At 69.0% G+C, this 25936-nt stretch carries 26 protein-coding genes, 2 tRNA genes and 1 other RNA gene; 12 read left to right on the forward strand and 17 right to left on the reverse strand.

Annotated features, from left to right (window positions below; translation table 11 throughout):
- From NUV94_00875 to NUV94_00890, 4 genes are read left to right on the forward strand one after another with little or no spacing between them, the layout of a single operon-like run.
- Entirely contained in the window at positions 1–2640 is a 2640-nt protein-coding gene (locus NUV94_00875; GenBank protein MCR4391348.1) for a valine--tRNA ligase, read from the forward strand.
- Entirely contained in the window at positions 2637–3914 is a 1278-nt protein-coding gene (locus tag NUV94_00880; protein MCR4391349.1) for a Mur ligase family protein, read from the forward strand. Before NUV94_00875 ends, NUV94_00880 begins: the two co-directional genes overlap by 4 nt.
- A complete protein-coding gene (gene uppS / locus NUV94_00885) occupies positions 3892–4629 on the forward strand; it encodes a polyprenyl diphosphate synthase (protein MCR4391350.1) in 738 nt (245 codons plus the stop codon). Before NUV94_00880 ends, uppS begins: the two co-directional genes overlap by 23 nt.
- Positions 4626–5444, forward strand: coding sequence for a phosphatidate cytidylyltransferase (locus NUV94_00890; GenBank protein MCR4391351.1), 819 nt, complete (start codon positions 4626–4628; stop codon positions 5442–5444). Before uppS ends, NUV94_00890 begins: the two co-directional genes overlap by 4 nt.
- On the opposite strand, the gene NUV94_00895 is transcribed toward NUV94_00890, so the two are convergent.
- The 10 genes from NUV94_00895 to rlmN all read right to left on the reverse strand — a co-directional run bounded on the left by NUV94_00895 (position 5441) and on the right by rlmN (position 12599).
- On the reverse strand, positions 5441–5740 hold the full coding sequence (locus NUV94_00895) for an MTH1187 family thiamine-binding protein (GenBank protein ID MCR4391352.1): 300 nt from the start codon (positions 5738–5740) through the stop codon (positions 5441–5443). The two genes, NUV94_00890 and NUV94_00895, sit on opposite strands and share 4 nt — an antisense overlap.
- Positions 5737–7182: a TldD/PmbA family protein gene (locus tag NUV94_00900; GenBank protein ID MCR4391353.1), complete on the reverse strand. Its 1446-nt coding sequence runs from the start codon at positions 7180–7182 to the stop codon at positions 5737–5739. The genes NUV94_00895 and NUV94_00900 overlap by 4 nt, the downstream gene beginning before the upstream one ends.
- 147 nt (positions 7183–7329) lie before the next feature.
- Positions 7330–7698 (reverse strand): carboxymuconolactone decarboxylase family protein, encoded by a 369-nt coding sequence (locus NUV94_00905; GenBank protein ID MCR4391354.1) that lies wholly within the window; start codon positions 7696–7698, stop codon positions 7330–7332.
- A 93-nt stretch (positions 7699–7791) separates the two neighbouring features.
- Positions 7792–8994 (reverse strand): DUF438 domain-containing protein, encoded by a 1203-nt coding sequence (locus tag NUV94_00910; GenBank protein MCR4391355.1) that lies wholly within the window; start codon positions 8992–8994, stop codon positions 7792–7794.
- On the reverse strand, positions 8991–9428 hold the full coding sequence (locus tag NUV94_00915; GenBank protein ID MCR4391356.1) for an Rrf2 family transcriptional regulator: 438 nt from the start codon (positions 9426–9428) through the stop codon (positions 8991–8993). Before NUV94_00915 ends, NUV94_00910 begins: the two co-directional genes overlap by 4 nt.
- 158 nt (positions 9429–9586) lie before the next feature.
- Positions 9587–9854, reverse strand: an RNA gene (ffs, locus tag NUV94_00920) — signal recognition particle sRNA large type.
- A 353-nt stretch (positions 9855–10207) separates the two neighbouring features.
- A tRNA-Ser gene (locus NUV94_00925) sits at positions 10208–10298 on the reverse strand.
- 35 nt (positions 10299–10333) lie between these two features.
- Positions 10334–11275, reverse strand: a complete 942-nt coding sequence (locus NUV94_00930) for an anion permease (protein MCR4391357.1) — start codon at positions 11273–11275, stop codon at positions 10334–10336.
- A 67-nt stretch (positions 11276–11342) separates the two neighbouring features.
- A tRNA-Arg gene (locus NUV94_00935) sits at positions 11343–11417 on the reverse strand.
- Between the two features lie 135 nt (positions 11418–11552).
- Entirely contained in the window at positions 11553–12599 is a 1047-nt protein-coding gene (gene rlmN / locus NUV94_00940; GenBank protein MCR4391358.1) for a 23S rRNA (adenine(2503)-C(2))-methyltransferase RlmN, read from the reverse strand.
- Positions 12600–12664: 65 nt separating this feature from the next.
- Between rlmN and NUV94_00945 the strand changes: the two genes are divergently transcribed.
- Together NUV94_00945 and NUV94_00950 are read left to right on the forward strand one after the other, a co-directional pair.
- Complete coding sequence (locus NUV94_00945; protein ID MCR4391359.1) at positions 12665–13999, forward strand: amidohydrolase family protein; 1335 nt, start codon at positions 12665–12667, stop codon at positions 13997–13999.
- A gap of 115 nt (positions 14000–14114) precedes the next feature.
- Entirely contained in the window at positions 14115–14486 is a 372-nt protein-coding gene (locus NUV94_00950) for a hypothetical protein (GenBank protein MCR4391360.1), read from the forward strand.
- A 48-nt stretch (positions 14487–14534) separates the two neighbouring features.
- Here the strand turns inward: NUV94_00950 and NUV94_00955 are convergent, their stop codons facing one another.
- Genes NUV94_00955 through NUV94_00970 form a run of 4 tightly spaced genes read right to left on the reverse strand, consistent with a single transcriptional unit; the run spans position 14535 to position 18162 of the window.
- Entirely contained in the window at positions 14535–15047 is a 513-nt protein-coding gene (locus tag NUV94_00955) for a flavin reductase family protein (GenBank protein MCR4391361.1), read from the reverse strand.
- On the reverse strand, positions 15032–16765 hold the full coding sequence (locus tag NUV94_00960; protein MCR4391362.1) for a nucleoside kinase: 1734 nt from the start codon (positions 16763–16765) through the stop codon (positions 15032–15034). The genes NUV94_00955 and NUV94_00960 overlap by 16 nt, the downstream gene beginning before the upstream one ends.
- A gap of 38 nt (positions 16766–16803) precedes the next feature.
- Entirely contained in the window at positions 16804–17358 is a 555-nt protein-coding gene (locus NUV94_00965; GenBank protein MCR4391363.1) for an O-acetyl-ADP-ribose deacetylase, read from the reverse strand.
- A 6-nt stretch (positions 17359–17364) separates the two neighbouring features.
- A complete protein-coding gene (locus NUV94_00970; GenBank protein MCR4391364.1) occupies positions 17365–18162 on the reverse strand; it encodes a metallopeptidase family protein in 798 nt (265 codons plus the stop codon).
- 85 nt (positions 18163–18247) lie between these two features.
- Between NUV94_00970 and NUV94_00975 the strand changes: the two genes are divergently transcribed.
- The 6 genes from NUV94_00975 to NUV94_01000 all read left to right on the forward strand — a co-directional run bounded on the left by NUV94_00975 (position 18248) and on the right by NUV94_01000 (position 23687).
- On the forward strand, positions 18248–19051 hold the full coding sequence (locus NUV94_00975; protein MCR4391365.1) for an acyltransferase: 804 nt from the start codon (positions 18248–18250) through the stop codon (positions 19049–19051).
- A gap of 19 nt (positions 19052–19070) precedes the next feature.
- Positions 19071–19859: an exodeoxyribonuclease III gene (xth, locus tag NUV94_00980; GenBank protein MCR4391366.1), complete on the forward strand. Its 789-nt coding sequence runs from the start codon at positions 19071–19073 to the stop codon at positions 19857–19859.
- A gap of 68 nt (positions 19860–19927) precedes the next feature.
- Positions 19928–20881, forward strand: coding sequence for a D-alanine--D-alanine ligase (locus tag NUV94_00985; protein ID MCR4391367.1), 954 nt, complete (start codon positions 19928–19930; stop codon positions 20879–20881).
- Positions 20882–20984: 103 nt separating this feature from the next.
- On the forward strand, positions 20985–21638 hold the full coding sequence (locus NUV94_00990) for an MBL fold metallo-hydrolase (GenBank protein MCR4391368.1): 654 nt from the start codon (positions 20985–20987) through the stop codon (positions 21636–21638).
- Positions 21631–22854, forward strand: a complete 1224-nt coding sequence (locus tag NUV94_00995; protein MCR4391369.1) for a pyridoxal phosphate-dependent aminotransferase — start codon at positions 21631–21633, stop codon at positions 22852–22854. Before NUV94_00990 ends, NUV94_00995 begins: the two co-directional genes overlap by 8 nt.
- Positions 22851–23687 carry a TlyA family RNA methyltransferase gene (locus NUV94_01000; GenBank protein ID MCR4391370.1) on the forward strand — a complete coding sequence of 279 codons (837 nt, stop codon included), beginning with the start codon at positions 22851–22853 and terminating at the stop codon, positions 23685–23687. Before NUV94_00995 ends, NUV94_01000 begins: the two co-directional genes overlap by 4 nt.
- Here NUV94_01000 and NUV94_01005 read toward each other — a convergent pair.
- The 3 genes from NUV94_01005 to NUV94_01015 form a co-directional block, all read right to left on the reverse strand.
- Positions 23684–24508: a nucleotidyltransferase gene (locus NUV94_01005; protein ID MCR4391371.1), complete on the reverse strand. Its 825-nt coding sequence runs from the start codon at positions 24506–24508 to the stop codon at positions 23684–23686. The genes NUV94_01000 and NUV94_01005 overlap by 4 nt on opposite strands.
- Before the next feature lie 68 nt (positions 24509–24576).
- The gene (locus NUV94_01010) at positions 24577–25293 is read right to left on the reverse strand and encodes a class II glutamine amidotransferase (protein MCR4391372.1); all 717 of its coding nucleotides are present in this window, start codon (positions 25291–25293) and stop codon (positions 24577–24579) included.
- 11 nt (positions 25294–25304) lie between these two features.
- Positions 25305–25898 (reverse strand): flavodoxin family protein, encoded by a 594-nt coding sequence (locus NUV94_01015; GenBank protein ID MCR4391373.1) that lies wholly within the window; start codon positions 25896–25898, stop codon positions 25305–25307.
- Between the last annotated feature and the right edge of the window lie 38 nt (positions 25899–25936).

The following is a 25936-nucleotide window of genomic DNA, read 5'->3' on the forward strand; positions in this document are numbered from 1 at the left end:
GTGGAACTCCCGGCGCGTTACGACCCCCGTGAAGTCGAGCCCCGCATCCTCCGGATGTGGGAGGACGGCGGCTACTGGGCCTGCGACCCTGGGAGCGGGAAGCCTCCGTTCTCCATCGTCATCCCCCCGCCCAACATCACCGGCCGCCTGCACTTGGGCCACACCCTCGTCAACACCCTCCAGGACCTAGTGATCCGGTACAAGCGCATGGACGGCTACGAGGCGTGCTGGTTCCCGGGCACCGACCACGCCGGGATCGCCACCCAGAACGCGGTGGAAAAGGAGCTTGCCAAGGAAGGCAAGACCCGACAGGATCTGGGGCGGGAGGCGTTCCTCGCCCGGGTATGGCGGTGGAAGGAGCGGTACGGGAACGAGATCGTCGACCAGCTCAAGACCTTGGGCTGCTCGTGCGATTGGTCCCGCCAGCGGTTCACCCTGGACGAGGGCCTGTCGCGGGCGGTGCGGACCGCGTTCGTCCGCCTATACCGCGAGGGCCTGATCTACCGGGGCGACTACATGATCAACTGGTGCCCCCGCTGCTCAACCGCGCTTTCCGACATCGAGGTCGAGCACGAGGAGCAAGACGGGAACCTATACTTCATCCGATACCCGCTCGAAGGTGGGGGGTCCGTGACGATCGCCACCACCCGACCGGAGACGATGCTCGGGGACACCGGGGTCGCAGTGAACCCCGGCGACGAACGGTATCGGCACCTCATCGGCCGCGCCGCCGTCCTCCCCATCCTTGGGCGGCGGCTCCCCATCGTCGGGGCGGAGGAGGTGGACCCCACGTTCGGGACCGGTGTCCTCAAGGTCACCCCGGCCCACGACCCGGTGGACCGGGAGATCGGGCATCGCCATGGCCTCCCGGCAGTGGACATCCTCAACGCGGACGGGACGATCAACGACCGCGGCGGCCCGTTCGCCGGCCTGGATCGGTACCGGGCCCGGGAGGCGATCCTCGCGCGCCTGAAGGTGGACGGGTTCCTGGAAAAGGTCGTCCCGTATCGGCATGCCGTCGGACACTGCCAGCGCTGCCAGACCCCGGTGGAGCCGCGGATCTCCACCCAGTGGTTCGTGCGCACGAAGCCCCTGGCCGAGCCGGCCATCGACGTGGTGCGGGCCGGGAGGATCGAGTTCATCCCCGAGCGGTGGACGAAGGTCTACTTCGACTGGCTTGAGAACATCCGCGACTGGTGCATCTCCCGCCAGCTATGGTGGGGGCATCGGATCCCGGCTTGGTACGGCCCGGACGGGGAGATCTTCGTGGGCCTGGATGTGGGGGAGGCCCGCGCCCTCGCCCGGGACCACTACGGACGTGACGTGCCCCTGCGCCAGGATGAGGATGTGCTCGATACCTGGTTCTCCTCGTCGCTGTGGCCATTCTCGGTGATGGGCTGGCCGGACGAGACCGCGGACCTGCGGCGGTTCTACCCGACCTCGCTCCTCGTCACCGCGTTCGACATCCTGTTCTTCTGGGTGGCGCGAATGGTCATGATGGGCCTTCACTTCATGCACGAGGTACCGTTTCGCCAGGTCATGATCACCCCACTCATCGTGGACGAGCACGGCCAGAAGATGAGTCGGTCCCGGGGCAACATGATCGACGCCCTCGAGGTGAAGGAAAGCCACGGCATGGACGCCCTGCGGTTCACCATGGCCCAGAGCTCGTCCAAGGGGCGGGAGCTGCGCCTGTCGATGCGTCAGCTCGACGAGGCCCGGAACTTCGAGAACAAGGTGTGGAACATGGCTCGGTTCGTGCTCGCCACCACCGCCGACGTCCCAGCCGGGGTGGACCTCGCCGGCCGGCCGCTGGCCTGGGAGGACCGATGGATCCTGTCCCGCCTCGCCCGGCTCGTAGCCAAGGTGCGGGAGGAGCTGGACCGCTACAACTTCCACCTCGCCGCCGAGTCCCTGTACCACTTCACGTGGCACGAGCTGTGCGACTGGTACCTGGAGCTCGCGAAGCTGCGCCTCCATGATGGGCAAGGGGAGGCCCGTACCACATGCCAGCTCGTGCTGCGGGAGGTGCTGGACACGGTGGTCCGTCTCCTTCACCCGTTCATGCCCTACCTCACCGAGGAGATCTGGCGGCACATGGGCGGGGCGGGGACGGTGGCCCGGGCGGTTTTCCCCCGGCCTTGCCCCGAACGCATCGACCCCGAGGCCGAGGCGCGCCTGTCCCTGGTGATGGACCTGATCCGGGAAATCCGTGCGGTGCGCGCCGAGCTCGGGGTCCCGGCCGCGGCCGAGGTGGAGGTGGTCCTCGTTGCCGGGGACAAGGCGCGGGAGCTTGCGGCCTCGTTTGCCCCGGCGATTCGGCGCCTGAGCCGGGCCGCGTCCGTCCGCTGCGCGGCGGGGTACCTCTCGAGCGCGGGCACGGCCTGGGGGGTGGCCGGGGACATCGCGTTCTTCCTGGCGCTTGGGGACATGGTGGACTGGGATGCGGTGGCCGCCCGGCTCTCGCGGGACCTCGCGCAGGTGGACGACGCCCTGGCCAAGGTGGAAGCCCGCCTGGGGAACCCGGCGTTTCGGGACAAGGCCCCGCCGGAGGTGGTGGCCAAGGCCGAGGCCGAGGCCGAGGGGCTCAGGACCCGCCGGGCCCGGTTGGCACGCCTGCTCGGGGAGGGAAGCCGGTGAACGGCCTCCCCTGGTCGGCCCTGGCCCCGGAGCGGGAGGTCAAGCCCGGCCTCTCCCGGACGCGGGCGCTCCTCTCCCGGCTCGGGAACCCGGAGGAGCGGTTCCCGGCGGTGCACGTGGCGGGGACCAACGGCAAGGGGTCGGTGGTGGCGTTCCTGGACTCCGTGTTCCGCGCCGCGGGCTTGCGCGTGGGGATGTACACGTCCCCCGACCTTGGCGACCCCACCGCCCGGATTCGTGTGGATGGGGAGAAGATCCCCATGGGCCGGCTGACCGAGCTCGTAAGCGAGGCGGCGCTGCCGGTGGAGGAGCTCATCGCCGGCCCGGGGCGGCCCACATACTTCGAGGCCTTGACCGCGGCCGCGTTCGGCCACTTCGCCGCGGAGCGGGTGGACCTGGCGGTGGTGGAGGTGGGCTTGGGCGGCCGCTACGATGCCACCAACTGCCTGGCCCGGCCGATCCTGTCCCTGCACACCAACGTTGATCAAGACCATAGCGAGTTTTTCGGTCCAGGCCTCGCCCGCGCGGCATGGGAGGATGCGGGCATCGCCCGGCTCGGGGTGCCGTTCCTGACCTCGGAGGACAAGGAAGACGTCCTGGCGGTGGTGGCCGCGGAGTGCCGCGCCGTCGGGGCGGCGCTGTGCGTGGTGGATCCGGAGGACGTCCAACCCGTAGAGCTGGGGTGGGAGAAGGCAGTGTGGCGTTCCCGGACCGACCCGTTCGATCTCGGGCCATTCGAGACCGGCCTCGTGGGCGCGTACCAGGCGCGGAACCTGGCCCTGACCCTGGGGGCGCTGGCCGAGCTCGCCGGGGGGATAGGGCTGTCCCGAGACGCGGTGCGGGAGGGGCTGGCCCAGGCCCGGTGGCCGGGTCGGTTCGAGGTGGTGCGGATGCGGCCGTGGGTGGTGCTGGACGGGGCCCACAACCCGTCCGGGGCCCGGGCCCTGGTGGCAGCCCTGGACCGACTGCCCCCGCCGCCGGGACGGTGGACCTTGGCGTTCGGGGCATTGCGGGGGAAGATGGTGCGGACCATGGCGGAGATCCTGTTCCCCCGGTTCGACGAGGTGGTGCTGGTCGCGTCCCGTACGGAGCGAGCGCTCCCGCCCGAGGCCCTGGCCCATCAAGCACGGCGCCTGGCGGCGCGGTGGCGGATCGGGGCCGGGGAGACGGTGGCCGAGCTCGTTCGTAAACTGGGAGAAGGGGATCTCCTGGTGGTGAGCGGGTCGCTTACGGTGGTGGGGGAGGCGCGGCGTGTCCTTGTCGGAGCTCCTTAGCGCGGTGCGGGCGCGACCACTCCCCCAGCACGTGGCGGTGATCATGGACGGGAACGGCCGCTGGGCCAAGGCCCGCGGGCTTTCCCGCACCGAAGGCCATCGGCAGGGGGCGTTGGTGGTGGAGCGGCTGACCCGGTTCGTGGGCGAGGAACGCCTGTTCCCCTACCTCACCGTGTTCGCCTTCTCCACCGAGAACTGGGGCCGGCCCAAGGAAGAACTGGAGTTCCTGTTTGCGCTCCTCGATGGTTTCATCCGCGACAAACTCGGCGAGCTCGCCGCACGCGGGGTGCGGTTGCGGGTGCTGGGCGCGGTGGACCGACTTCCGGCGTCGTTGCGCCGCACCCTCGCCGCCGCGGTGGAGGAGACCAAGGGCAACGACGTCCTCCACCTTTCGGTGGCCCTCAACTTCGGCGGACGGTGGGAGATCGTGGAGGGGGTGAAACGGGCGATGGCCATGGCCCGGGAGGGGAAGGCGACCGCCTTGTCCGAGGACGCGTTCCGCAAGCTCCTGCCCACGGCCGAGCTCCCCGATCCCGACCTCATCATCCGCTCCGGCGGGGAACAACGCCTGTCCAACTTCTTCCTGTGGGGAGCGGCCTATGCCGAGCTCTACTTCACCCCCACCCTATGGCCGGACTTCGACGAGGAGGTACTGCTCCGGGCGATCCACGACTTCCAAGGCCGCAAGCGGAACTTCGGCCGGGTGACCACGTGACTTCGCTCACGAAGCGCCTCGTCACCGCCACCGTGGCCATTCCGCTCGTGCTGGCCGTCTTCTGGGTTGCCGAGCGCTACCAAGCAGGATGGGCGGTGGCCCTGTTCCTCGCCGCAGTGGGCACGGTCGCCGGCTGGGAATACCTGGACCTGGTGGGCCGGCTGGGCATCCCCCTGCCGCGGGAGCTGTTCCTCCTGGCCGTTCCCGCGTTCTTGCTCCTTCTTCTCCCCTGGAACGGCCAGTACGCCCTTGTGCTGGCGTGGGGCGTGGTGTACCTGATCGTGATCTACAGCTTCTTCCGCCGCGGCCCCGAGGAGGGGTTCTTCGCGTCCCTGGCCGGGATCTTCGGGTTCCTGTACGTCCCGGTGACCTTGGGGTTCGTGTACCTCTTGTTCAAGGCAGGGTTCGCCTACGTGGTGCATTTCCTGCTCATCGTGTGGGGCTACGATTCCGGAGCCTACTTTGTGGGGAGCCAATTCGGCCGTCACCAGCTCCTCCCCCGCATTTCGCTCGCCAAGACCTGGGAAGGGACCGCTGGCGGGCTGCTCTTGGCCACCGTCGGCGCGGTGTTCCTCCCCGAGTTCTGGCAGGACCTTCCGCGTTGGCTCCCCCACATCGTGGCCCTCGGGGTGTGGGTGGGGAGCTTCGTCCAGCTCGGGGACCTGTTCGAGTCCCTGGTGAAGCGGGCGGCAGGGGTAAAGGACGCCGGGCACCTCTTCCCCGGCCACGGGGGGATGCTGGACCGCATCGATGGCCTCCTCGCCGCGGTCCCCGTATACTTTTTCTACATGCACTACATCGTGCGTCTGCTCTAGGCCCGGGCGAGCTTTTCCTCCACCGATTGGACCTTGGCCTGAAGCCGCCCCGGCGGGGCATCGCGGTCGTCGATGCGGATCGTGGTCAGGACGCGGCGGTTCCTCGCTCGCACCGCCTCGTGGCAGCGACGGACCACGGCCATGATTTCGTCCCATTCCCCTTCGAGCAGGGTGCCCATCGCCGTGAGCTGGTGGGAGAGGCCGCTCTCCCGCACGATCCTAAGGCACTGGGCCACCTCGGCGGACACCGACTCCCCTCTGCCCAAAGGGACGACCGAGAACTCGCACACGATCATCCCGTGCCCCGCACCTGGACCCCTGTGAACTTGGCCGGGGCCGTCCCGTGCCCGACCTGCATCACCTGGCCCGGCTCCCCTTTACCGCAGTTGGGTAGGCCCCACATGTGCCACTCCTGGGGGCCACAGATGGCCACGCACGACCGCCAGAACTCGGGGGTGATCCCGGTATAGAGGGCGTTCTTGAGCATCCGGGCCTTGCGCCCGCCCCGGATCTCCCAGGCGATCTCGGTGCCGAACTGAAAGTTGACCCGGCGGTCGTCGATGGACCACGACTTGTTCGTCTCCAAGTAGATCCCATGCTCGGTGCCCGCGATGAGCTCGTCCAGGGTCCCCCGGCCGGGGAGGAGGCTGATGTTGGTCATGCGGATGAGAGGGATCCTCGCCCAGCTCGACGCTCGGGCCGCCCCGCCGCTACGCTGGACGCCGATCTTGGGCGCCGTCTCCCGTGACGTGAGGTAGCCGACGAACATGCCGCCCCTCACCAAGTCGACCTTCTGGGCGGGCACGCCCTCGTCGTCGTAGCCGAACGTACCGAGGCCCCCGGGGACGGTGGCATCGGCGACGATGTTCACGATGTCTGACCCGTACCGGAAGTTCCCCCGCTTATCCAGGGTGAGGAAGCTCCCCCCGGCGTAGGAGAGCTCGGTGCCCAGCACCCGATCCAGCTCCGAGGGGTGCCCCAGGGACTCGTGCACCTGGAGGGCCATCTGGGAACCCCCGATGATGACGTCGAACACGCCCGTCGGGCAGACCGGGGCGGAGAGGAGGGCCACCGCCTCCTCGGCGATGCCTTGGGCGTGGCCGGGGAGGTCCATCGCCTCGATGAACTCGTAGCCGGCGTTGGCGAAGTCCCCCCCGAAGGAGTTAGGGTAGGAGCGGCGCTGGATCTCCCCCGCTCCTGCGGCGTAGGCCTCGATCCCGGCCCCACAGCTGGTGATCGTCTGCCGAATGAGGCTGCCCTCGGTGTTTCCGAATACCTTCTCGATGCGCCACGCGGCCATCGACCCCTTGGCCATGGCCACCCCGGGAACGGCGAGGATCCGCTCGGCGGCGGTGATGAGGAGGCCCAGCTTTTCCTCGAGGGGAACGGCCAAGGGATCGCGGACGCAAGGGGTGGCGAACGCGTCCCGGTGGGCGGGTTCCGGGGCGAGTTCGACCGGTTCCCGCTGCAGTTGAGCGGTGGCTCGGGCGATGGCCAGGGCGCTCGTGGCGGCGCGGCGGAGACCCGTTTTCGTGAGGTCACCGGTGGCGGCGAACCCCCACGCGCCTCGGTGGAGGACGCGGATTCCAATCCCTCGGGATTCCCGGCGCGACAGCATGTCCACCTCGCGGTTCCTCGTGTCGATGTTCTCCTCGATGCGCCGCTCCCCCCGCACCTCTCCGTAGTCCACCCCGAGGTCGGCCAAGACGTTCAGCCCAAACTGGACGAGCTCTTCCATACCGTCCCCCTTTCGAGAGCTAGTATAGCGGGCCCGCCGCTTCTCCTACCACCTTGGACGAGCATGCGCCGCGTCACGGCATGCCAAGCCGTCGAGTCCTTGGGGTAGACCGCACCGAGCTATGCCCCGCGTTGGCCTCCACGTCGGTCAACGGCGATCACGGCCGGCTTCATCGTGGCCCTCCTCGAGTTCCGCGAGCAGCTCCACCCCCCGGCGCAGATGGGGGATGACGATCGATCCGCCCACGACCAAGGCGATCGCCATGGCTTCGGTGATCTCCGCCGCTTTGGCTCCGGCCAACCGGGCTTGGACGAGGTGGTAGGTGACGCAGTCGTCGCACCGCAGGACGAGCGAGGCCACGAGGCCCATCAGTTCCTTCGTCTTGCGGGGAAGGGCCCCGTCCTCGTACGCATCCCCGTCCAGGGCGAAGAATCTTTTGATCGTCAGGTTCCCGTGCTTGAGTACAAGTTCGTTCAGCCGGGCTCGCTCGCTGAAAAACGCCTCCGCTTTGCCCATCGAATGGTCCTTTCTTCACCCTCCCCCTGCCCCTCCCATCAAGGGAGGGGGACCAGGAGGCTACAGGAGAGGGCTGGGATGAAGGGAATGCAGTCACGGCTTCGCCCGGGGCTCATCGAGGAGCCGCCGCTCTCCCTCGATCCGCTTCACCCCCGTGATCTCCTGGGTCACCTCCAGCGTGCCCAGGTACTGGCCGTCCTTCCCCCGCACAGGGAAGTACCGGATGTACACGAGCTTCCCCTGGACGGGGATCCAGAACTCGGCCACATCGCGTCGGCCTTCCCGGAACTCGCCCACGATGCGCTCCACCACGTGCACGCTCTTCTGGGGGTGGCAGTTCTGGACCTTGCGTCCGATCACGGCGGGGGTGCGCACGAAGATCCGGTCTTTGGACTGGTTGAAGTAGCGCACCGTGTCGTCCTTGTCCACGAACGTGATGTCCACCGGGAGCGTGTTCAGGACGGCCTCCAACTCCTCAAAGGACATGTTCCCGGTGGGGAAGCTCACCCGCTCCTCCCTGGCACCCGGCGTGGCGCCTTGTTCGGCGGCGGGGGCGGCAGGCACCGCCGGGGTGAAGCAACAGTACCCGATCTCGTCGAACTGGGCTCGGATCCCCCGCCATTCCCCCTCCGGGATGACCTGGAGGGCGGTGGGAAAGAGGATGTGGTTCTCCTTGTAGAAGTGGCCGGCGAGCATCTCCGCCATGGCCACGGCGACCTCGGCCAGCCGGGCGCGGGCCCGTGGGCGTTCGGCCTCCGCGGCGTGGCGCAGGATGGCCTTCTTGAGTTCCCGGATCCGCTGGTGCTCCGACCACATCACCGCCGGGGGCTCGGTAACCCCATGCCGCTCGAGGTACGGGAACAGCACGTTCTCCTCGCGCAGGTAATGGCTTTCCGACTCTTTCGTGTGGGCAAGGAGCCGCTCCCGCTCTTCCCGGTCCTCCTCGGTTTCGGGTTCCTTGCGGACGAGCGCCGCCAGGCGGTTGGCCATGCCGAGGAGCTCCTTATGCTCCTCCATCAGGATGTGCACCGGGTGCCACGGCGGGGCCAAGGGCGCCGTTCGCTCCAGGGACTCCCGGAACAGGGCCAGATGAACATCGCACAGGCGCTGGATCTCCGCCCGCGGGATCCCCTCGCGTACCAACTCCTCTTCGAGCTGGGCGATCTCCATCGGGGTCACGTTCCCGACAGCCTCCCGGAACGCGGCCTTGACGGCGTCCGGGCTCTCCCCGGCGTGGAGGCGCCGGAGGATCGCCTTCAACGCCTCCTTCCGTTTCGTGCCGATCAACTCGCTCATGCGAACCTCCTTCGCGCGCGGAGGGCAGGGCTGCCGATCTTCCTTGTCACGTCGGCCAAGGTGGTGGCCGCGAGGAAGTCCACAATTCGAGCCCGCAGCGGGTCCCACACCGGCTGTAGCGGGCACGCTGGATTCCCCGGGCAGGGGGCGACCTCGAACGGGCACTCCTGGAACACCCCTTCCCCGTCCAAGGCGCGGATCACGTCGGCGAGGGCGATTCCCCCAGCCGGTCGGGCGAGGTGGACGCCTCCGCCGCGGCCGCGGGAGGAGGCGAGAAGCCCGGCCCGCGCCAAGGGCGGAACGAGCTTGGCCAGGTAGGCCTGAGGGACACCTGCGGCCTCGGCAAGCTCGTGGACAGTGGCCGGGCCGCCGTCGCGGGCGGCAAGGGCGGTCAGGGCCAGGATCGCGTACTTGCTGGACTGCGAAAACCTCACCGTCATCTCCAGATAACCGGATCTCTTTATCTTGTTTATGGTACAAGGTCGCCCCTTACCTGTCAAGGAGCGAGGCTAGGCGACGAAACACATGACTGGGAACCGAGGTTTGACACTCAGAACTTGGAACCTCGAACTGGGAACTGAAGTTTACGGGCCCGTGCGGGCCTCCGTCGTGGCCGGCTCAACGGGCGCACCCGGCTCCCGAGCTCAGGCCAAGGGATCCCCTATCACCCACAGGGACCAGCTTACCGTTGCTCCCTTCCGGGCCTAGCGGGGTTCACCGGTATGCGTCGCAGGGGGCTCGACCGTCATCGCCCGGGGCATCCGGGCCCTTTTCCGTCTCCCCGCCCTCTCGGGAAGCCCATGGGTTCCACGTATAGCGGGTTTTGGATACAGGGGACCGCTAGCCCCCCACCTGCACGGGCCCGAAAGGCAGTTTAGAGGTTCTCGGTTGGTCGGTCAAGTTTCTTCCCCTCAAGGCGAGCGCCTGCGGGAACGGCGGTGTGTACGTACAAAGGGGCGAGGACTCAGGTGCGTTGGAGGTAGCGGATGAACCCAGAAAGAAGCCACGCCGGCTGCGCGGTCCGCGGTGGTCTGGAACGCGTCCTGTGGGATATAGCCGAGGCCATGTGCGAGGTACAGGAGGCTGCGAACCTCACCTACCGATCCGCGAGCCTGGGCGAGGAACTGGATACATTGCCGGTTTGATCCCCGCTCGAACCCCTCGGCGTGGCCAACCAAGAACTTCTGGACCGGGAACCGACCAACCGATGTTCTGGCGGAGGGGGTGGGATTTGAACCCACGGCACCCTTTAGGGGTGCACCGGTTCTCCAGACCGGTGGTTTAGACCGCTCGCCCACCCCTCCGTAACCGTGATTGTAGCGAGGCGGTCCCCCGCCGGTCAACCGGGCAGGGCACGGCCGATGGTGAGCCAAAGGGCGTACCCCACCAACCCCGCTCCCACCGGGGTCAATGCCCACCCGGCCGCGATCGCCAGGAGCTGGCGGAGGTTGACCGCGGCCACCCCCTTCACCAGGCCAATCCCGACCACCGCCCCCACCACCGCCTGGGACGCCGACACCGGAACCCCGATCACGGTGAACGCCTGGAGCACCGCTGCCTGAGAGGCCACGGCGAGGAGCGCCGGCCACGCGCCGAGGGCGACCAACTTCTCCCCCACCGTCTCCATCACCGGCCGGGCGTAGGTGAGCACCCCGAGGGCGATGCTCCCCCCACCGATCAGGGCCGCCGCGCCCACGGAGAGGAGCCCAGCCCCCACGTACACCCCGGTCACGTTGGCCACGTTGTTCGCCCCTAGGGCATACGCCCCCCATACCCCGATCGCAATGATCCCTCCTCGGACAACGCGATCGTACCACAGGACGCCGGCGAGCCGCCGCTCCACGAGCGGGCTCAGGAACTTGTGCAGGAAGTAGGCCAGGGCCAGGCTCCCAAGCGGTGAGGTGATCCAAGAGAGCACGATCCGCGTGAGCACCCCCCATTCCACCGGGCGACCGGCGGCCAGGGCCACACCGAGGATCGCCCCCACCGCAGCCTGGGTGGTGGACACGGGGAGACCACGCCAGGTCATGAGGGCCACGGTGAGCCCGGCGCTCAAGGCCACACAGAACGAGCTTCTAAGTCCCTGAGCGGCGAGGGCGCTGTAGGTGGCCATGCCCCTCTCGCCGGCAAGATACGCCCCAAGGAGGGCAGCGACGGCGGTGAGCAGGACAGCAGTGGGGTAGCGCACGGCGCGCACGCCGACCCCGAGGCCGAACACGTTGGCCGCGTCGTTGGCCCCGAGAGCCCAGCCCATCAGCACCGCCGGGATGATCGCCCACATGTCGCACGGCGCGGGGCGCCGTGTATGGGGGCCTTTATACTCTATAGAGAGGTTCGTGCAAGGGAGCTGCGCCCGGGAGGACTTGAACCTCCGACCTGCGGTTTAGGAAACCGCTGCTCTGTCCGAACTGAGCTACGGGCGCATGGAAGGCCACCGAATGATGGCCACCAAGGGCATCATAGCCGGAGGCGGGCCGGACCGGCAAGGCCTGAAACCCCTGTGCAGCGCTTTGCCCCAAGCGTGGCCCCTCCGGGGCGAATGCCCTACACTCGCCGTCTTACCCTGGTTTCCGCCGGGCACAGAGCTGGCCGCAGCCGGCCAGGATGCGCACCCCACGAGACCGGCGCACGGTGGCGTCCACCCCGTGCCGGAGGAGCTCCCGCCGGAACGCGTCCACCCGCGCCTCGTCCGGCCGCGCGAACGGAAGCCCGGGGGCCGGGTTGAACGGGATCAGGTTCGCGTGCGCCAGCCGCCCCCGGAGGAGGCGGGCCAGTGCCCGCGCCTGATCCAGCCCATCGTTGACCCCGGCGAGGAGCACGTACTCGTAGGTCACCCGTCGGCCGGTGGCTTGGGCATAGACGTCGGCCGCGGCCAGCACGTCGGCAAGGGGCCACCGCATGGCGAGCGGCACGAGCTCCGTCCGCAGGGCATCGTCCGGGGCATGTAGGGACACGGCCAGGTTGAGCTGCAGTCCCTCCTCGCTCAACCGGAGGATCCCCGGGACCACCCCGGCGGTGGACACGGTGATCCGCCGCGCCCCGAGGCCGAACCCGCGCCGGTCGTTCAGGTTACGGATCGCCTTCACGGTGGCCGCGTAGTTGAGCAAGGGTTCACCCATGCCCATCACCACCACGTGGGCCACCTGCTCGCCGCGGGCCCGCAGTTCCCGGGCGAAGTGCAGCACCTGAGCGGCGATCTCCCCGGCGGAGAGGTCCCGCCGGTAGCCCATGGCCCCGGTGGCACAAAACGCGCAGCCGATCGGGCAGCCCACCTGAGTGGAGACGCACACTGTCCGGCGCCCGTCCTCCGGCATGAGCACGGCCTCCACGGCCGCCCCGTCGGGGAGGGCAAACAGGACCTTCGCTGTTCCCTCTTCGGGGTCGCCATGGCGGGCCGCCGGGGTGAGGATCCCGAGGCAATAGGTCTCGGCGAGGCGGTCGCGGAGGGCACGGGGGAGGTTGGTCATCTCCGCAAACCCGGTAGCCAGGTGGCGCCAGGTCCACTCCCACACCTGACGAGCGCGGAACGCCAACTCCCCCCAGGAAGTAAGCAACTCCTCGAGCTCGGGGAAGGACAGGTCCAGAAGATCCTGGCGAGGCATCATCCCGATTATAGTCGGGACGGCCACCCGGTTGGACGTCCCCTGGCCTCCGGGCTATCTTCCACGATGTGGATGAACTGGGCATCGTGGGGGGTACGGTGGTCACCTCGCGTGGGGTTCGCCCCGCGGACATCCTGGTCCGAGACGGGCGGATCGCCCGGGTGGGGAAGATCCGGGCGGTGGGGAAGTGCGTATCGGCCCAAGGGCTCTACGTCCTTCCCGGTGTGGTCGATGCCCACGTGCACCTGGCGCTCCCGGTGGCCGGGACGCGATCGGCCGACGACTTCGCAACCGGCACCCTGGCCGCGGCCGCCGGCGGGGTGACCACGGTGATCGACTTCACCGTGGGCGCCCCGGACCTGGACCTCCCCGCGGCCATCGAGCAGCGCCTGCTCCAGGCCAAGGCCGCGGCAGTGGACTTCGCCCTGCGCGCGGAGATGGTGGGGTGGACGCCGGAGCGGGCGGGGGAGCTTGCGGCCGCGGCGGAGCTTGGGGTGTGCTCGTTCAAGTTCTACCTCGCCTACGCGGCCAGCGGCCGGCGAACGCCCTTGGGGACCCTGCACGCGGCGATGAAGGGGATCCGCGCCCTGGGGGGGGTGGCGATGGTCCACGCCGAGGCGGAGGAACTGGTGGATGCAGCTGGGGGGCCATTCCCCGCGGCCCGCCCCGCGGTGAGCGAGGAGGTGGCGATCGCCGAGGTGGGGACCCTCGCCCTTCGTACCGGGTGCCCCACGTACATCGCCCACATCTCCAGTGCCCAGGGCCTGGCCGCGTTGCTCGCCGCGCGTCGGGCCGGGGCCCCGATGATGGGGGAAACCTGCCCCCACTACCTCCTCCTCGACGAGGCGGTCTACGGTAGGCCCGATGGCCACCGGTACTCCGTGACCCCGCCCCTCAGGACCCCGGACGACCGGGAGGCCCTGTGGCGGGCCCTCGCCCGGCGGAACCTCCAGGCGGTGGCCACCGACCACTGCCCGTTCACCCGGGCCCAGAAGGACGCGGCCGCCGGCGACCCGGCCCGCCTCCCCTCGGGCCTCCCCGGGGTGGAGACCCTGCTCCCCCTGCTCTATTCCGAAGGAGTGGCCAAGGGGCGGATCGCCCTCCGCCAACTCGCCTGGTACCTGGCCGAAGGGCCGGCCCGCGCGTTTGGCCTATGGCCGCGCAAGGGCGCCATCCGACCCGGTGCGGACGCGGACCTGGTCCTGTTCGATCCCCACGCCCACTGGACGGTACACACCTCGGATCTGCACATGGCCACCGACTTCTCCCCCTACGAGGGGCTCAACCTCGCCGGCAAACCGGTAGGGTTGCTCTCACGGGGGGAGTGGCTCGTGCGGGACGGGGAGTTGCTCGCCCGTCCAGGGCGGGGGACGTTCGTCCCCTGGCAGTCAGGGCCAAGCTGAGGTCGACCTCGACCGGGTATCCATTTGCCCCTTACCCTCCCCCCCCAGGTACATCGAGGCAAAAGGAGGTCTTCATGCGGCGGCGGGGCAGGAGATCGCGTTCGGCGGGTTCACCGTGGAGGTGGCGCGGCCGGCGGCAGAGCGGACGCTGGTAGGGGTCGGCGCAGCCCTGGGCGGCGGGTCCCTCGACCTCACCGTGCGCGCCCGCTACCCGATGGACTTCGCCGACGCCAGCGCCGAGCCCACCTCCACCCGGCTCAGCCTGGGGTTCGTAGGCGGCCTGGGCTACCTGCGCCTGCAGATCCAGCCGCTGGACTGGTTGTGGATCGAGGGGTGGCTGGGTTACCTCTTGGGCTTCCCCGGGCGGTGGACAGAGGGCGACCGAGAGCTGGCCGGCCCGGGGGTGCAGGTGCAGGGCCCCTTCTTCGGGCTCCGGATCACGTTTGGGGGCATGGCCGAGACCGCCGAGGAGAAGCCGGCGCCCTGACGCGACACTGGCATTCCCCCGCCGCACGAGCGGATTGGAATCAGGGGGTTAGCGGTTCCGCCAGGTGGCCAGGATCTCCCCGAAGAACAGGGTGTGCAGGTCTCCCCGCGGGTAGTACCGCGAGCGAACGCCGTCATCCAGCAGGCCCTGAGGGACGAGGGCCGTCTTGGCCACCACCCGGCATTCGTAGACAATGGTGCACCCCGCGAGCATGGGGACGGGTACCTCGTGCCCCGGTTCCGTCTTTAGGCCCAGGGCAGCGAACTTGTCCGTCTCCCGCCCCGAGCGGCTCCCGCAGAACTCGAGCTCCTCTGCCATTGTTCCCACCGGCACGTTCACCGTGAACGCGCTTGTATGCTCGATGCAACCGTGGGTGTAGCGGGACGGGCGCACGAGGGCGAGGAAGATAGGCCGCGACCACACCGTACCGATCTGGCCCCAGCCGATGGTCATCGCGTTCGGCCGGCCGCGCGCGTCCACCGACACCAGCAATGCCCCAGCCTCGCCGAGCTGTTCCTGCACCCGCGCGAACTCGTCCCACGGCCCTATTCTCTCGCGCATCCTCGCCTCCAGGTTGCCCGTTCGAACGGGCTCGGGAAGTAACCGGCCAGGATCCCCCCGCCGATGAACTCCCGCAGGATGGACGTGGCCGGGATCTCCTCCTCCGGGTATGGGGTAAGCCAGCGGAGCATGCCCAGGAGCCGTTCCGCCTCCAGCCGAAGGCGCGGATGGCGCACCTGCAGGAGCAGCGGTTCCGCCCGCTTGCGGAGCACCGACCACTCGTACACCAGGGCCGAGTTGAACATCACGTCCGCTTCCCCCTGGTAGGGGAACACGTGCCGCTTCTCCCCCCGCCGGACGTTGGCCCACAGGCGCAGGGTGTTCTCGGCGCTGTATCCACGGAACGCCGCATCCCGCACGATGCGCCGGATGAGCCGGGTGTCGGTGGTGGAGAGCCGCACGTGGTCGTCCAGGTTGAGCTGGGTCAGGGCGGACACGTAGATCTTGAACGTGCGCCCCCCCAGGCCGGGGGGGAGGAGCCCCGGATTCAGGCAGTGCAAGCCTTCCACCAAGAGCACGGCGTCCTCGGCCAGGCGCAGCTCCGCACCCTGTTCGCGCTTTCCCGTGAGGAAATCGTAGCGCGGGAGGCGAACCACCTTCCCCGCGAACAGTTGCTCCATCTGCCCCTGGAACAGGGGGAGATCCACCGCGGACAGGTCGTCGAAATCCGTCAGCCCCCGCCGGGCCATCTCCTCCCGGGGGAGGAAGTAGTCGTCGAGCGATAGGGGATAGGGCCTGAGGCCGTGGGCGAGGAGTTGGATGGCCAGCCTCTTGGTGAACGTGGTCTTCCCCGAGGAGGAGGGCCCGGCGATGAGCACCAGTTGCCGTCCCGTGCCACGGGCGGAGATGGTCTGGGCGATCTGGGCGATCCGTTGCTCATGAAGGGCCTCGGACACGAGGATCACCTCCGCCATCCGCCCGGTGCGCACCGCCTCATTGACCGTCCACGCGTCGTAGAGCCCCAATAGCTCCAACCAGTGTCCGTACTCCTCGAACACCTGCCACAGGGGCGAGTAGTCCTCCGGCGGAGCAAGCTCGGTCGGCCGTTCCCGGCGTGGGAACCGGAGGATGAACCCGTTGTGGTATGGGGTGAGGGCGAAGTACTTGAGGTACCCGGTGGAGGGGACCATGGGGCCGAAGAAGTAGTCCCGCAGCTCCCCCAGCCGATAGAGCGGCACCCGGTCCCCGTTCATCCCCTGGGCAAGCAGCGCCGCCTTGTGGGGGAGCCCTACCCGTTGGAACCAATCCTGAGCCTCGGCCAGGGGCACCAGCTCCCGGCCGATGGGGAGATCGGCGGTGACCAGCTCCCGCATGTGCGCCTCCAGCTGCGAAAGCTCCTCCGGGGTAAACGGTGGGCGCCCGGCCACCCGGCAGTAGTAGCCCCCGAACGGCACGGAGTGGTCGATGATCAGACGGGCGTCGGGAAACGATTTTCGCACGGCGGCCGCGAGGAGGAAGCTCAAAGACCGGGTGTAGATCCTAATGCCATCGGAATCGGTGAGGAACACGGGCCGCACCTGGGCGTCCTCCCGGAGGGGGTCGGCAAGCTCACACAGCGCGTCATCCACGATGGCGGCCATCGCCGGGACCGGCGCGTCGGGGTACGCGGCGCGCACGAACTCCGCAAGGAGCGTCCCGGCCGGCCCTTCGAACGTCCGCCCGTCGGGGAAGTGGGCCTGGACCGTATCGCGCCTCTTCGCCAGATGCACCTGGGACATGGGACGTGGATTATACCCGGCTCGCCTGGGGCTTCCGGTCAGCCGGAAGCGGCGGTGCGGTAGGCGAGGAAGTCCGCTTGAGAGAACAGGACAAAGCGAACCTCGTCGAGCGCGCCCGGGTGCTCGCCCAGGAAGTCGCGCACCGTCTGCAGGGCGACGCGGGCCGCCTGCTCCACCGGATAGCCGTAGACGCCGGTGGAGATGCTGGGGAACGCGACCGACCGCAGGCCGCGCGCCACGGCAAGGGCCAGGCAGGACCGGTAGGCGCGGGCGAGGAGCGTGGGCTCCCCGTGGGCGCCGCCGTGCCAGACCGGGCCCACGGTGTGGATGACCCATCTGGCGGGAAGCTCCCCGCCCGGGGTGATCACCGCGTCCCCGGTGGGGAGGGGCCCTCGTTCCCGGCGGATCTCGGCCGCGGATTCCGTCACCAGGGGGCCGCCGGCGCGGTGGATGGCCCCGGACACCCCGCCGCCCGGGGTGAGGTCAGGGTTGGCCGCGTTGACGATGGCGTCCACCTCCTCCCGGGTGATGTCCCCCCGGACGAGCACAAGCCGCGTTCCCGAAAGGTCGACCTCGAACTGCTCTTCAGCCACGTCCGTTCACCTCCCACCTTGCCACGCATTGCGGGCCTTGGCCACCAGCTCCCGGGCATGGGCGATCGCTTCCTGGGCCCACTTGGGACGCACCCGTTCCGCCGGGGACGGTGCCCCGGCGTCCCCCATGTCGAGGGCGATCTGGTCCAGGCGCAAGAGGGGCCGCAACCTGCGGAGTGGGGGGTCGCGGCGGGCGGCGCGGGCGAGGAGCTCGGGGACCCCCTCCTGGGCGACGGCCTCCGGGTCCTCCCCGCGCACGAAGAGGAACGCGCGGAGCGCCCGATCTGCGGCGGCGAGGGCGGCATCCAGGGCCCAATCATGGTGACCTCCTGCCAGCAGGGCCTCGGCCGCGGCCAGGTCGTGCTCCGCCTGGCGCAGGTACCGGCCGGCCTCCCCGCGCCGGGCTGCCTCGGGCCACGGTGTCCCCGCCCCGGCCCTGAGCTCGTCCGGCATCCCCTCGTCGGAGAACCCGAACCGGTGCCCGAGCTCGTGGTACACCGTGCGCCGGATCTGGTCGCACAGCTCCTCCTCGCTCCGGCACCACGCCTCAAGCGGGCGTTGGTAGATGATCATCACCCCGGGGAACACGTCCCGGTCCTCCACCTCGGGCAGCGCTGGCCCCTCGTACATCCCAAACGGATAGTTGGGCGGGACGAGGCCCCACTCCGCCATCAGCTCATCGTCCGGGTAGTCCTCCACCCGCACTTCGAGCCCCCGGAGGTAACGGCGGAACGGGGCCGGCAGCTCGGCCAGGGCATCTCGAACCAATTGCTCAAACCGGTCACGACTCACGTGAACGGGCATACCTATGGAATCCTACTCCTCCCGTCGCCCCCGGGCATCTCCGGATGGAGTTGACCCGGCGCAGCCGCTGAGTACAGTGCGGTCCATGCGCGTGGGTTATGTCCAGTTCGCCCCGGAGTTCGGGGCGGTTGAGCGGAACCTGGAGGAGGTCGCCGAGTTCTTTCACCAGGACCGGGCCGACCTGTGGGTCCTCCCCGAGCTTTTCAACACCGGCTACCAGTTCGCCTCTGAACACGAGGTGCGGGAGCTCTCCGAACCCCTCCCCGACGGTCCAACCACCCAGCGATTGATCGCCCTCGCCCGCGGGCTGGGGTGCCACATCGCCGCCGGGGTTGCCGAGCGGCATCGCGATCGCATTTACAATGCCGCCGTGCTCGTGGGGCCGGGGGGTCTCGTCGCCCGGTACCGCAAGGTACACCTCTTCTACCAGGAGAAGCGGTGGTTCGTCCCGGGAGACCTCCCGTTCCCCGTGGCCGACCTCGGCCCGGCCAAGGTGGGGCTGATGGTCTGCTACGACCACCTGTTCCCCGAGTCGGCGCGGTCCCTGGCCCTGCAGGGGGCGGAGGTCATCGCCCATCCCGCAAACCTGGTCATCCCGGGCCTCGCCCAGCTCACGATGCGCGTGCGGGCCCTGGAGAACCGGGTGTTCACCGTCACCGCCAACCGCATCGGTACCGAGGCCCGCACCGGGGAGAGCCTTCGTTACACGGGAGAGTCCCAGATCGTGTCCCCGACCGGGGAAGTGCTCGCCCGCGCCGCCCCGGACATCGAGGAAGCGCGGGCGATCGAGATCGACCCCGCCCTTGCCCGCGACAAAAGGCTCCCCTTGGGTGGCGACGTGTTCGCCGACCGGCGCCCGGAGTTCTACCGTCGCTTGGTCGAGGGATAGAATGCCCCCGGAGGGGAAGATGACACGCACGTTCAAGGTGGCCACGTTCAACGCGAACTCCATCCGCAGCCGGCTTCCCTTGGTGCTGGAGTGGCTTGCCCGGGAGCGGCCGGACGTCCTGGCTCTCCAGGAGACGAAGGTCCAGGACCCGGACTTTCCTGCGGGCGCGTTCCGAGGAGCTGGGTACCACGTGGTCTTCCGCGGTCAGAAGGCCCAGGCCGGGGTGGCCCTGGCCAGCCGTGAGGAACCGAAGGACGTGGCGTTCGGGCTGGACGACGGCGGCCCCGCCGACGAAGCCAGGCTTGTCCGGGCCACCGTGGGCGGGATCCCGGTGGTGAACACGTACGTCCCCCAGGGCCAGTCGGTGGAGTCGCCGATGTTTCGGTACAAACTGGAATGGCTCGAGCGCCTCAGGGCCTACTTTGCCCGCCACTTCTCCCCGGACGAGCCCCTTCTGTGGTGCGGGGATTTCAACGTCGCCCCGGAGGAGATCGATGTCCACAACCCGGACCGGCTCAAAGACCACGTGGACTTCCACCCGGAGGCCCGGGCGGCCCTCGCCCGGGTTCGGGAGTGGGGGTTCGTGGACGTGTTCCGCCGCCATCACCCTGGGGAGCCGGGCCAGTACACGTTCTGGGATTACCGCGTGCCCGGGGCGCTGGACCGGAACCTGGGGTGGCGGGTGGACCACATCTGGGCCACCAGGCCCCTGGCCGAGCGCTCGACGGGCGCCCGGATCGACCGCGACGCCCGCCAGGCCGCGAAGCCCTCCGACCACACGTTCCTCGTGGCCGAGTTCTCCCTCTAGACCCACGGCACCCGGACGAAGGACCCGCGCCCTTGTTCTCCGTCCGGTGGCAGGGGACGATGGCCGCGATGACGGGCGTTCGGGTAGCGGTGCTGTGCGGCGGTCCCTCCGCCGAGCGCGAGATCTCCCTGCGCTCCGGGCGCGGGGTCGCCAGCGCCCTGCGCCGGCGTGGCTGGAACGCTGACCTCGTCGAGATCGACTCCTTCGATGGCCTCCCCCAGCGTCTCGGCCCGTTCGCGGCGGTGTTCAACATCCTCCATGGGGGGCCTGGTGAGGACGGCACCGTCCAGCTCCTCCTTGACCTGATGGGCAAGCCCTACGTGGGCTCCGGGCCGCTCGCCTCGGCCCTGGCCATGGACAAGGTCGAATCCCGCAAAGCCTTCCAGGGGAAGGGCCTGCCCGTGCCGGACTGGTTTCTCTACTCCGAGGGCGACCTGGACGCGTTCCTCGCCCGGGCGGAGGACGAGCTCGGCTACCCGCTCGTGCTCAAGCCCCGTCGGGAAGGATCGAGCGTGGGGGTGCACTTCGTCCGCGACCGGGTCGAGCTCGTCCGGGCCGCGGAGGAGCTTGTGGCGCGGTTCGGGGAGTTCTTGGCCGAGCGGTTCATCCCCGGCCGCGAGGTCACCGCCGCCGTGCTTGAGGTAGACGACCGGGTCGAGGTGCTGCCCCTGGTGGAACTGCGTCCGCAGGGGGCGCTGTTCGACTGGGGGGCCAAGTACACCCCTGGAGCGTGCACGTTCGTGTGCCCGGCGGAGCTCCCGCCCGAGGAGGCCCGACGGACCCAGGAGGTGGCCCGGGAGGCCCACCTCCTCCTCGAATGTCGGGACTTGTCCCGCGCCGACATCCGCCTTGCCCCGGACGGGACCCCGTACCTCCTCGAGGTGAACACCCTGCCCGGAATGACCGAGATGTCCACCTTCCCCCGCGCGGCCAGAGCGGTAGGCATCTCCTACGATGAGCTTGTGGAGCTGCTTCTCAAGCGGGCGCTCGCCCGCTTGCCCACCACCGCCCCGCTCGGGTAGAGTATCCTACCATCACCCCACCGAGATCTTGCGGTTTCATGGGGCCCTTAGCTGGCGGAGGGGGTCCAGAACCCGCAGGGCTTCTGGGGACAAGGAGGAGGTGGTGGTGTTGAAGCTCCAATGGATCGGACACGCCTGTTTTCGCATCGAGAGCAATGATGGCACGGTAATCCTCACCGATCCGTACGATGAGAGCGTTCCCTACAAGGCCCCCACCAGGCCGGCCCACATCGTGACCGTGTCCCACGATCACTTCGACCACAACGCGGTGGGGCGGGTCAAGGGTTCCCCGGAAGTGATCCGCGGGCTGGGGGAGCGGACGGTGCGGGGGATCACGTTCCGCGGGATCCCCGCCTACCATGATACCGAAGGGGGCAAGAAGCGCGGCCGGGACGTGATCATCCGCTTCGTCGTGGACGGGGTCACCCTCGCCCACTTCGGCGACCTCGGCCACACCCTGAACGCCGAACAGCTCCGGCCCTTGCAGGACGTGGAGGTGGCCCTGCTCCCGGTGGGGGGGCACTTCACCATCGGGGCCAAGGAGGCGAGCGAGGTGGTGCGGTCGCTGCCGAGGCTCCGGGTGGTGATCCCCATGCACTACCGGACCGAGGTCGTCAAGGACTGGCCGATCCGGCCAGTGGACGAGTTCCTGGCCGAGGCCGGGCTCCCGGTGAACCGCATCCCCAGCTCGGAGGTGGAGATCACTCCCGAGGCCCTTCCCACGAAGAAGGAGGTGTGGGTCCTCGACCATGCCTAAGCCGTCGGCTCGCAGCGCGGCGGCCCCGGCTTCGCCGATCCGGCGCCTGTACCCTCTTGCCGTGGAGGCGAAGCGGCGGGGCAAGAAGGTGTACCATCTGAACATCGGCCAGCCCGACATCCCCACCCCGGACGCGTTCCTGCGCGGGGTGCGGGAGTCGGACGTGAAGGTCCTCGCCTACGCCCCCTCCCCAGGGATCCCTGAGGCGGTCGACGCCCTGCACCGCTACTACGCGGAGTGGGGCCTCGACGTGGCCCGGGAGGAGATCCTCATCACCATCGGCGGGTCGGAGGCGATCACGTTCGCCCTCACCGTGACCTGTGATCCCGGGGACGAGGTCCTCGTTCCCGAGCCGTTCTACCCGAACTACCAGGGCTACGCCCGCCTGACCAACGTCGAGATCGTGCCCATCACCACCTCGCGCGAGGACGGGTTCCATCTCCCGCCCCGGCAGGACATCGAGGCCCTGATCGGCCCCCGTACCAAGGCGATCCTGTTCTCCCATCCCGGCAACCCCACAGGTGTGGTGTACACGCCAGCCGAGCTGGAGACGCTCGTGGACATCGCCACAAGACACGATTTGTTCATCATCTCCGATGAGGTGTACCGGGAGTTCGTGTACGAGGGGAAGCACCGAAGCATCCTGTCCTATCTCGAGGCGGGCGATCGGATCATCCTCGTGGACTCCATTTCCAAGCGGCTATCCGCGTGCGGGGCCCGGGTGGGGGCGTTCATCTCCCACAATCGGGACGTGATGGCGGCCGCGTTCAAGTGCGCCACGATCCGCCTGTCGGCCCCCACGTTCGAGCAGCTGGGCCTGGTGGCGTTCATGGCCGATCCCGATCACAGGCGGGTGGTGACGGACATGATCCGGGAGTACCGGAGGCGGCGGGACGTGTTGTGCCAGGAGCTTGCGGCGATCCCGGGGGTCACGTTCAGAAAGCCAGAAGGCGCGTTTTACATCATGATCGGACTCCCGGTGGCTGACGCTGAGGCATTCGTCCGGTGGATGCTCACCGACTACCCGGGGCAAGAGACGGTGATGCTCGCCCCCGGGGCCGGGTTTTACCGGACCGAGGGCCTGGGGCTGGACGAGGCCCGTGGCGCGTACGTGCTCCAGGTGGACGATCTCCGCCGGGCCTGCGCCGCCCTGGCCGAAGGGCTGGAGCTGTTCGCCAAGGCCGCCGCCGAGGAGGCCGTGGTCGGGAGGGGATGACGGCGGGGAAAGAGCGCCTCGACGTCCTCCTGGTGGAACGAGGGCTGGCTACGTCCCGGGCCCAGGCCCAAGCGCTGATCCGCGCCGGGCAGGTACGGGTGGACGGCCAGGTTGTGGACAAGCCCAGCGCGGCGGCGGCCGGGGATGTCGTCCTCGAAGTGAGCGCTCCTCCTCGCTACGCCTCCCGCGGCGGGGAAAAGCTTGCCGCGGCGCTTCTTGCGTTTGGCGTGGATCCCGCGGGCAAGGTCTGTTTGGATGTGGGGGCATCCACGGGCGGGTTCACGGATTGCCTACTCCAGCACGGGGCGGCACGGGTGTACGCAGTGGACGTGGGCCGGGGCCAGCTCGACTGGAAGCTGCGGAACGACCCGCGGGTGGTGGTGAGGGAGGGCCTGAACGCCCGTTATCTTCGGCCGGAGGACATCGGCGCGCCGGTGGACCTGGCCACGGTGGACGTGTCGTTCATCTCCCTACGGCTGATCTTGCCCCCCTTGCGCGGGATCGTGAAGCCCCAAGGGGACGTGGTCGCCCTGGTGAAGCCCCAGTTCGAGGCTGGCCGGGGAAGCGTCCGGGGCGGGGTCGTGCGCGACCCGGCGGTGCACCGGGAGGTCCTGATCGGGATCGCGGCGTTTGCCAGGGAAGAGCTGGGCTGGTCGGTGCGGGGAGCGACCCCTTCCCCCCTCCTCGGCCCGGCCGGCAACCGCGAGTTCTTCCTGCACCTCGTCCCTCGGCTCGGGGAAGACGCCCCTATTGAGTGGACCCGCGTCGCGACGGCCGCTTTCAACCTACGTGAGGGCCAGACCCCAGCCCTGACCGAAGGAATCCATGATTAGAACGGAATGTGGTGTGGCTCCTCGAGAACGATACCGCGGGCAAGGGCCCAGCGCTCGACCCCAGACCAGAACGCCTCGCACGCGTCCACGACATGCTCGGGGTTGTCCAGTTTCCCCTCCATCGCCAGGCGGCACAGGGCATCGTAGCCGCCGGGTCGCCCGAGGAGCCGGAGCGACTCCTCGAACACCCGGGTGCCCGAGGTGTAGCAGTGCCGGTTGTCGAGCCCCACCAGAAACGCCCCGTACAAGGCCATGTGCACGGCCAGCATGGGAAGGCCGGCGGTGTGCCCGAAATGGCGGGCGTTCCGGAGCTTGCCCACCAGTTCATAGAGGTCCCCCACGATCAGCTCCCGCATCGCGGCGAGGAACTTCTCCTTCGGCTGGTTAAGCACAACACCGCGTAGCTCAGGGAAGAACCGGTCCGGGTCGTGAAGAGCGCGGACATGGACGTACGCGCCGTGGGTAAGGGACCAGCGCCCATCCACCCCGGCCGCCTTCTCCAAGAGCACATCCTGCCCGTAGAAGTCCACCTCGGCCTTCCACGGCCCGGCCACCCACTCGTGGGTGGAGTCCTCGCCCATGGTACGCAGGACGCACAGGATTTCGATGTCGGAGCAGGGGCCGTCCGTGCCGCGGGCTAGGGACCCGTATAGCCCCACCGCGAGCACATCGTCGCCCCGGGAGGCGCGTGCCCGATCCGCGATCGTTCGGGCCAGGGTCAGCCGTTCCTTGCACGCCATCGGCTGCGGTCCACCGGCCATCTCGTTCCCGCCGAACCCATTGTAGCTCCGCCGCCAGGGCCCATCAGTCGCGTCTTGCATCCTGACCTGAAAGACAGCCGGGCGGGCATCCCGCTGCTCCCGGGGCCTGGCCGCCGGCCCGTCGTCCGCTAACCGGTGAGCCGGGTGCGGGTCAAGGTTAAACCGGATTCAATGCAGAGCAATTCACCGCTCGGCACCGGCCGCCAGCCAGGCCCTGCGTCCAGGGGCTCCGAGGCCACGACCACGGCCCCCTCGTCCATCCGGTGGTGCAAGGTGTAGTAGTCGGGGTCCCGCGTGTACAAGCAGAACGCATACAGCGAACTTCCATCGGTGAGGAGCAGGTTGAGCGCAGTGTAGTCGCGGATCATGCCCAGGAGCTCCCGAAGGGCGCCGGTGAGCCCTTGGAGCGTACGCGGTTGCCACGCCCGCGCTAGCCACCGCACGAGTTTTTGGGAATCGGTGCCGCTGCCCCGGTCCAACACCTCGGCGTCGCGGACCGTCCCGTTGTGGGCGAGGAACACCCCGTCGTGAACCATGGGGTGGGCATGGGCTCCCCCAGTCAGAGCCCCATACTCCGGGGATGCCTTGCGGGCGTGGGCAAGGAGCAGGGTCGTGGCCGCATCGAGGTCGCTGGGGACCCCGTCGCCGACCCTGGCCAGGACGGCCCGGCCCCAGCGGTACAGCCGCATCCGCCCCCGCCCGTCCAAGTACGCCCAACCGAACCCGTCCCGGTGGGGCGCCTTCTGGCCGCGCCGGCTCATCGCCAGAAGCCCGTGCGGGGCATCCACGAGGTACCGCCGGATCGGGATCGGCTCCCGGCTCACGAACCCGAGCATCCGGCACATCCCGTGCTCCTCTAGTGGGCCACGGCTTCCGCCAGGAGCCGACCCAACACCTTGGCCGTCTCGAACGGCTGGAGGTCGGTGTCCTCATCGAGGTCGCCCTTCCCGCCCGCGCCGTAGTACGGGTAGCGCTTCACCGCAACCGGGGTCATCCGCGCGGAAAGGGCGAACCCAAACAGGTACCTGAGCACCTCCAGAGGCTCGCTTCCCCCGGTCACCGCTGCCAACGCGCACGGCTTGCCCTCAAGCGGGTGCGGCTCCGTGTGCCCACGCATGTCGTGGAAATAGGCCAAGCACGCGAGGCGCTCGGTCACGGCGATCAGCCGCGACGGCACGGGGTAGTACAAGGGGGACCCGAGAACCAGTCCATCGGCTTCCTTCAGCGTTTGGAGGAGCTCCTGGAAGTCGTCCTCGACCACGCACCGGTACGGGACTTTCCCGCACACGTCGTAGCAGGCCTCGCAGGGGCCGATGTCGAGGTCGGCGAGGTGCACGACCTCGGTGCGGATCCTGGGGTTGGCCTCCTTGGCCGCAGCGAGCACCGCCGCGACGAGCCGGTTCGTGTTCCCCGCCTTGCGCATGGAACCCACGATGCCGAGAACGTACATGACCGCCACCTCCGTCGATGGCAGCCTATCCCCAACGC

The sequence above is a fragment of the Candidatus Acetothermia bacterium genome, from assembly GCA_024653305.1.
Taxonomy (GTDB): Bacteria; Bipolaricaulota; Bipolaricaulia; order Bipolaricaulales; family Bipolaricaulaceae; genus JACIWI01.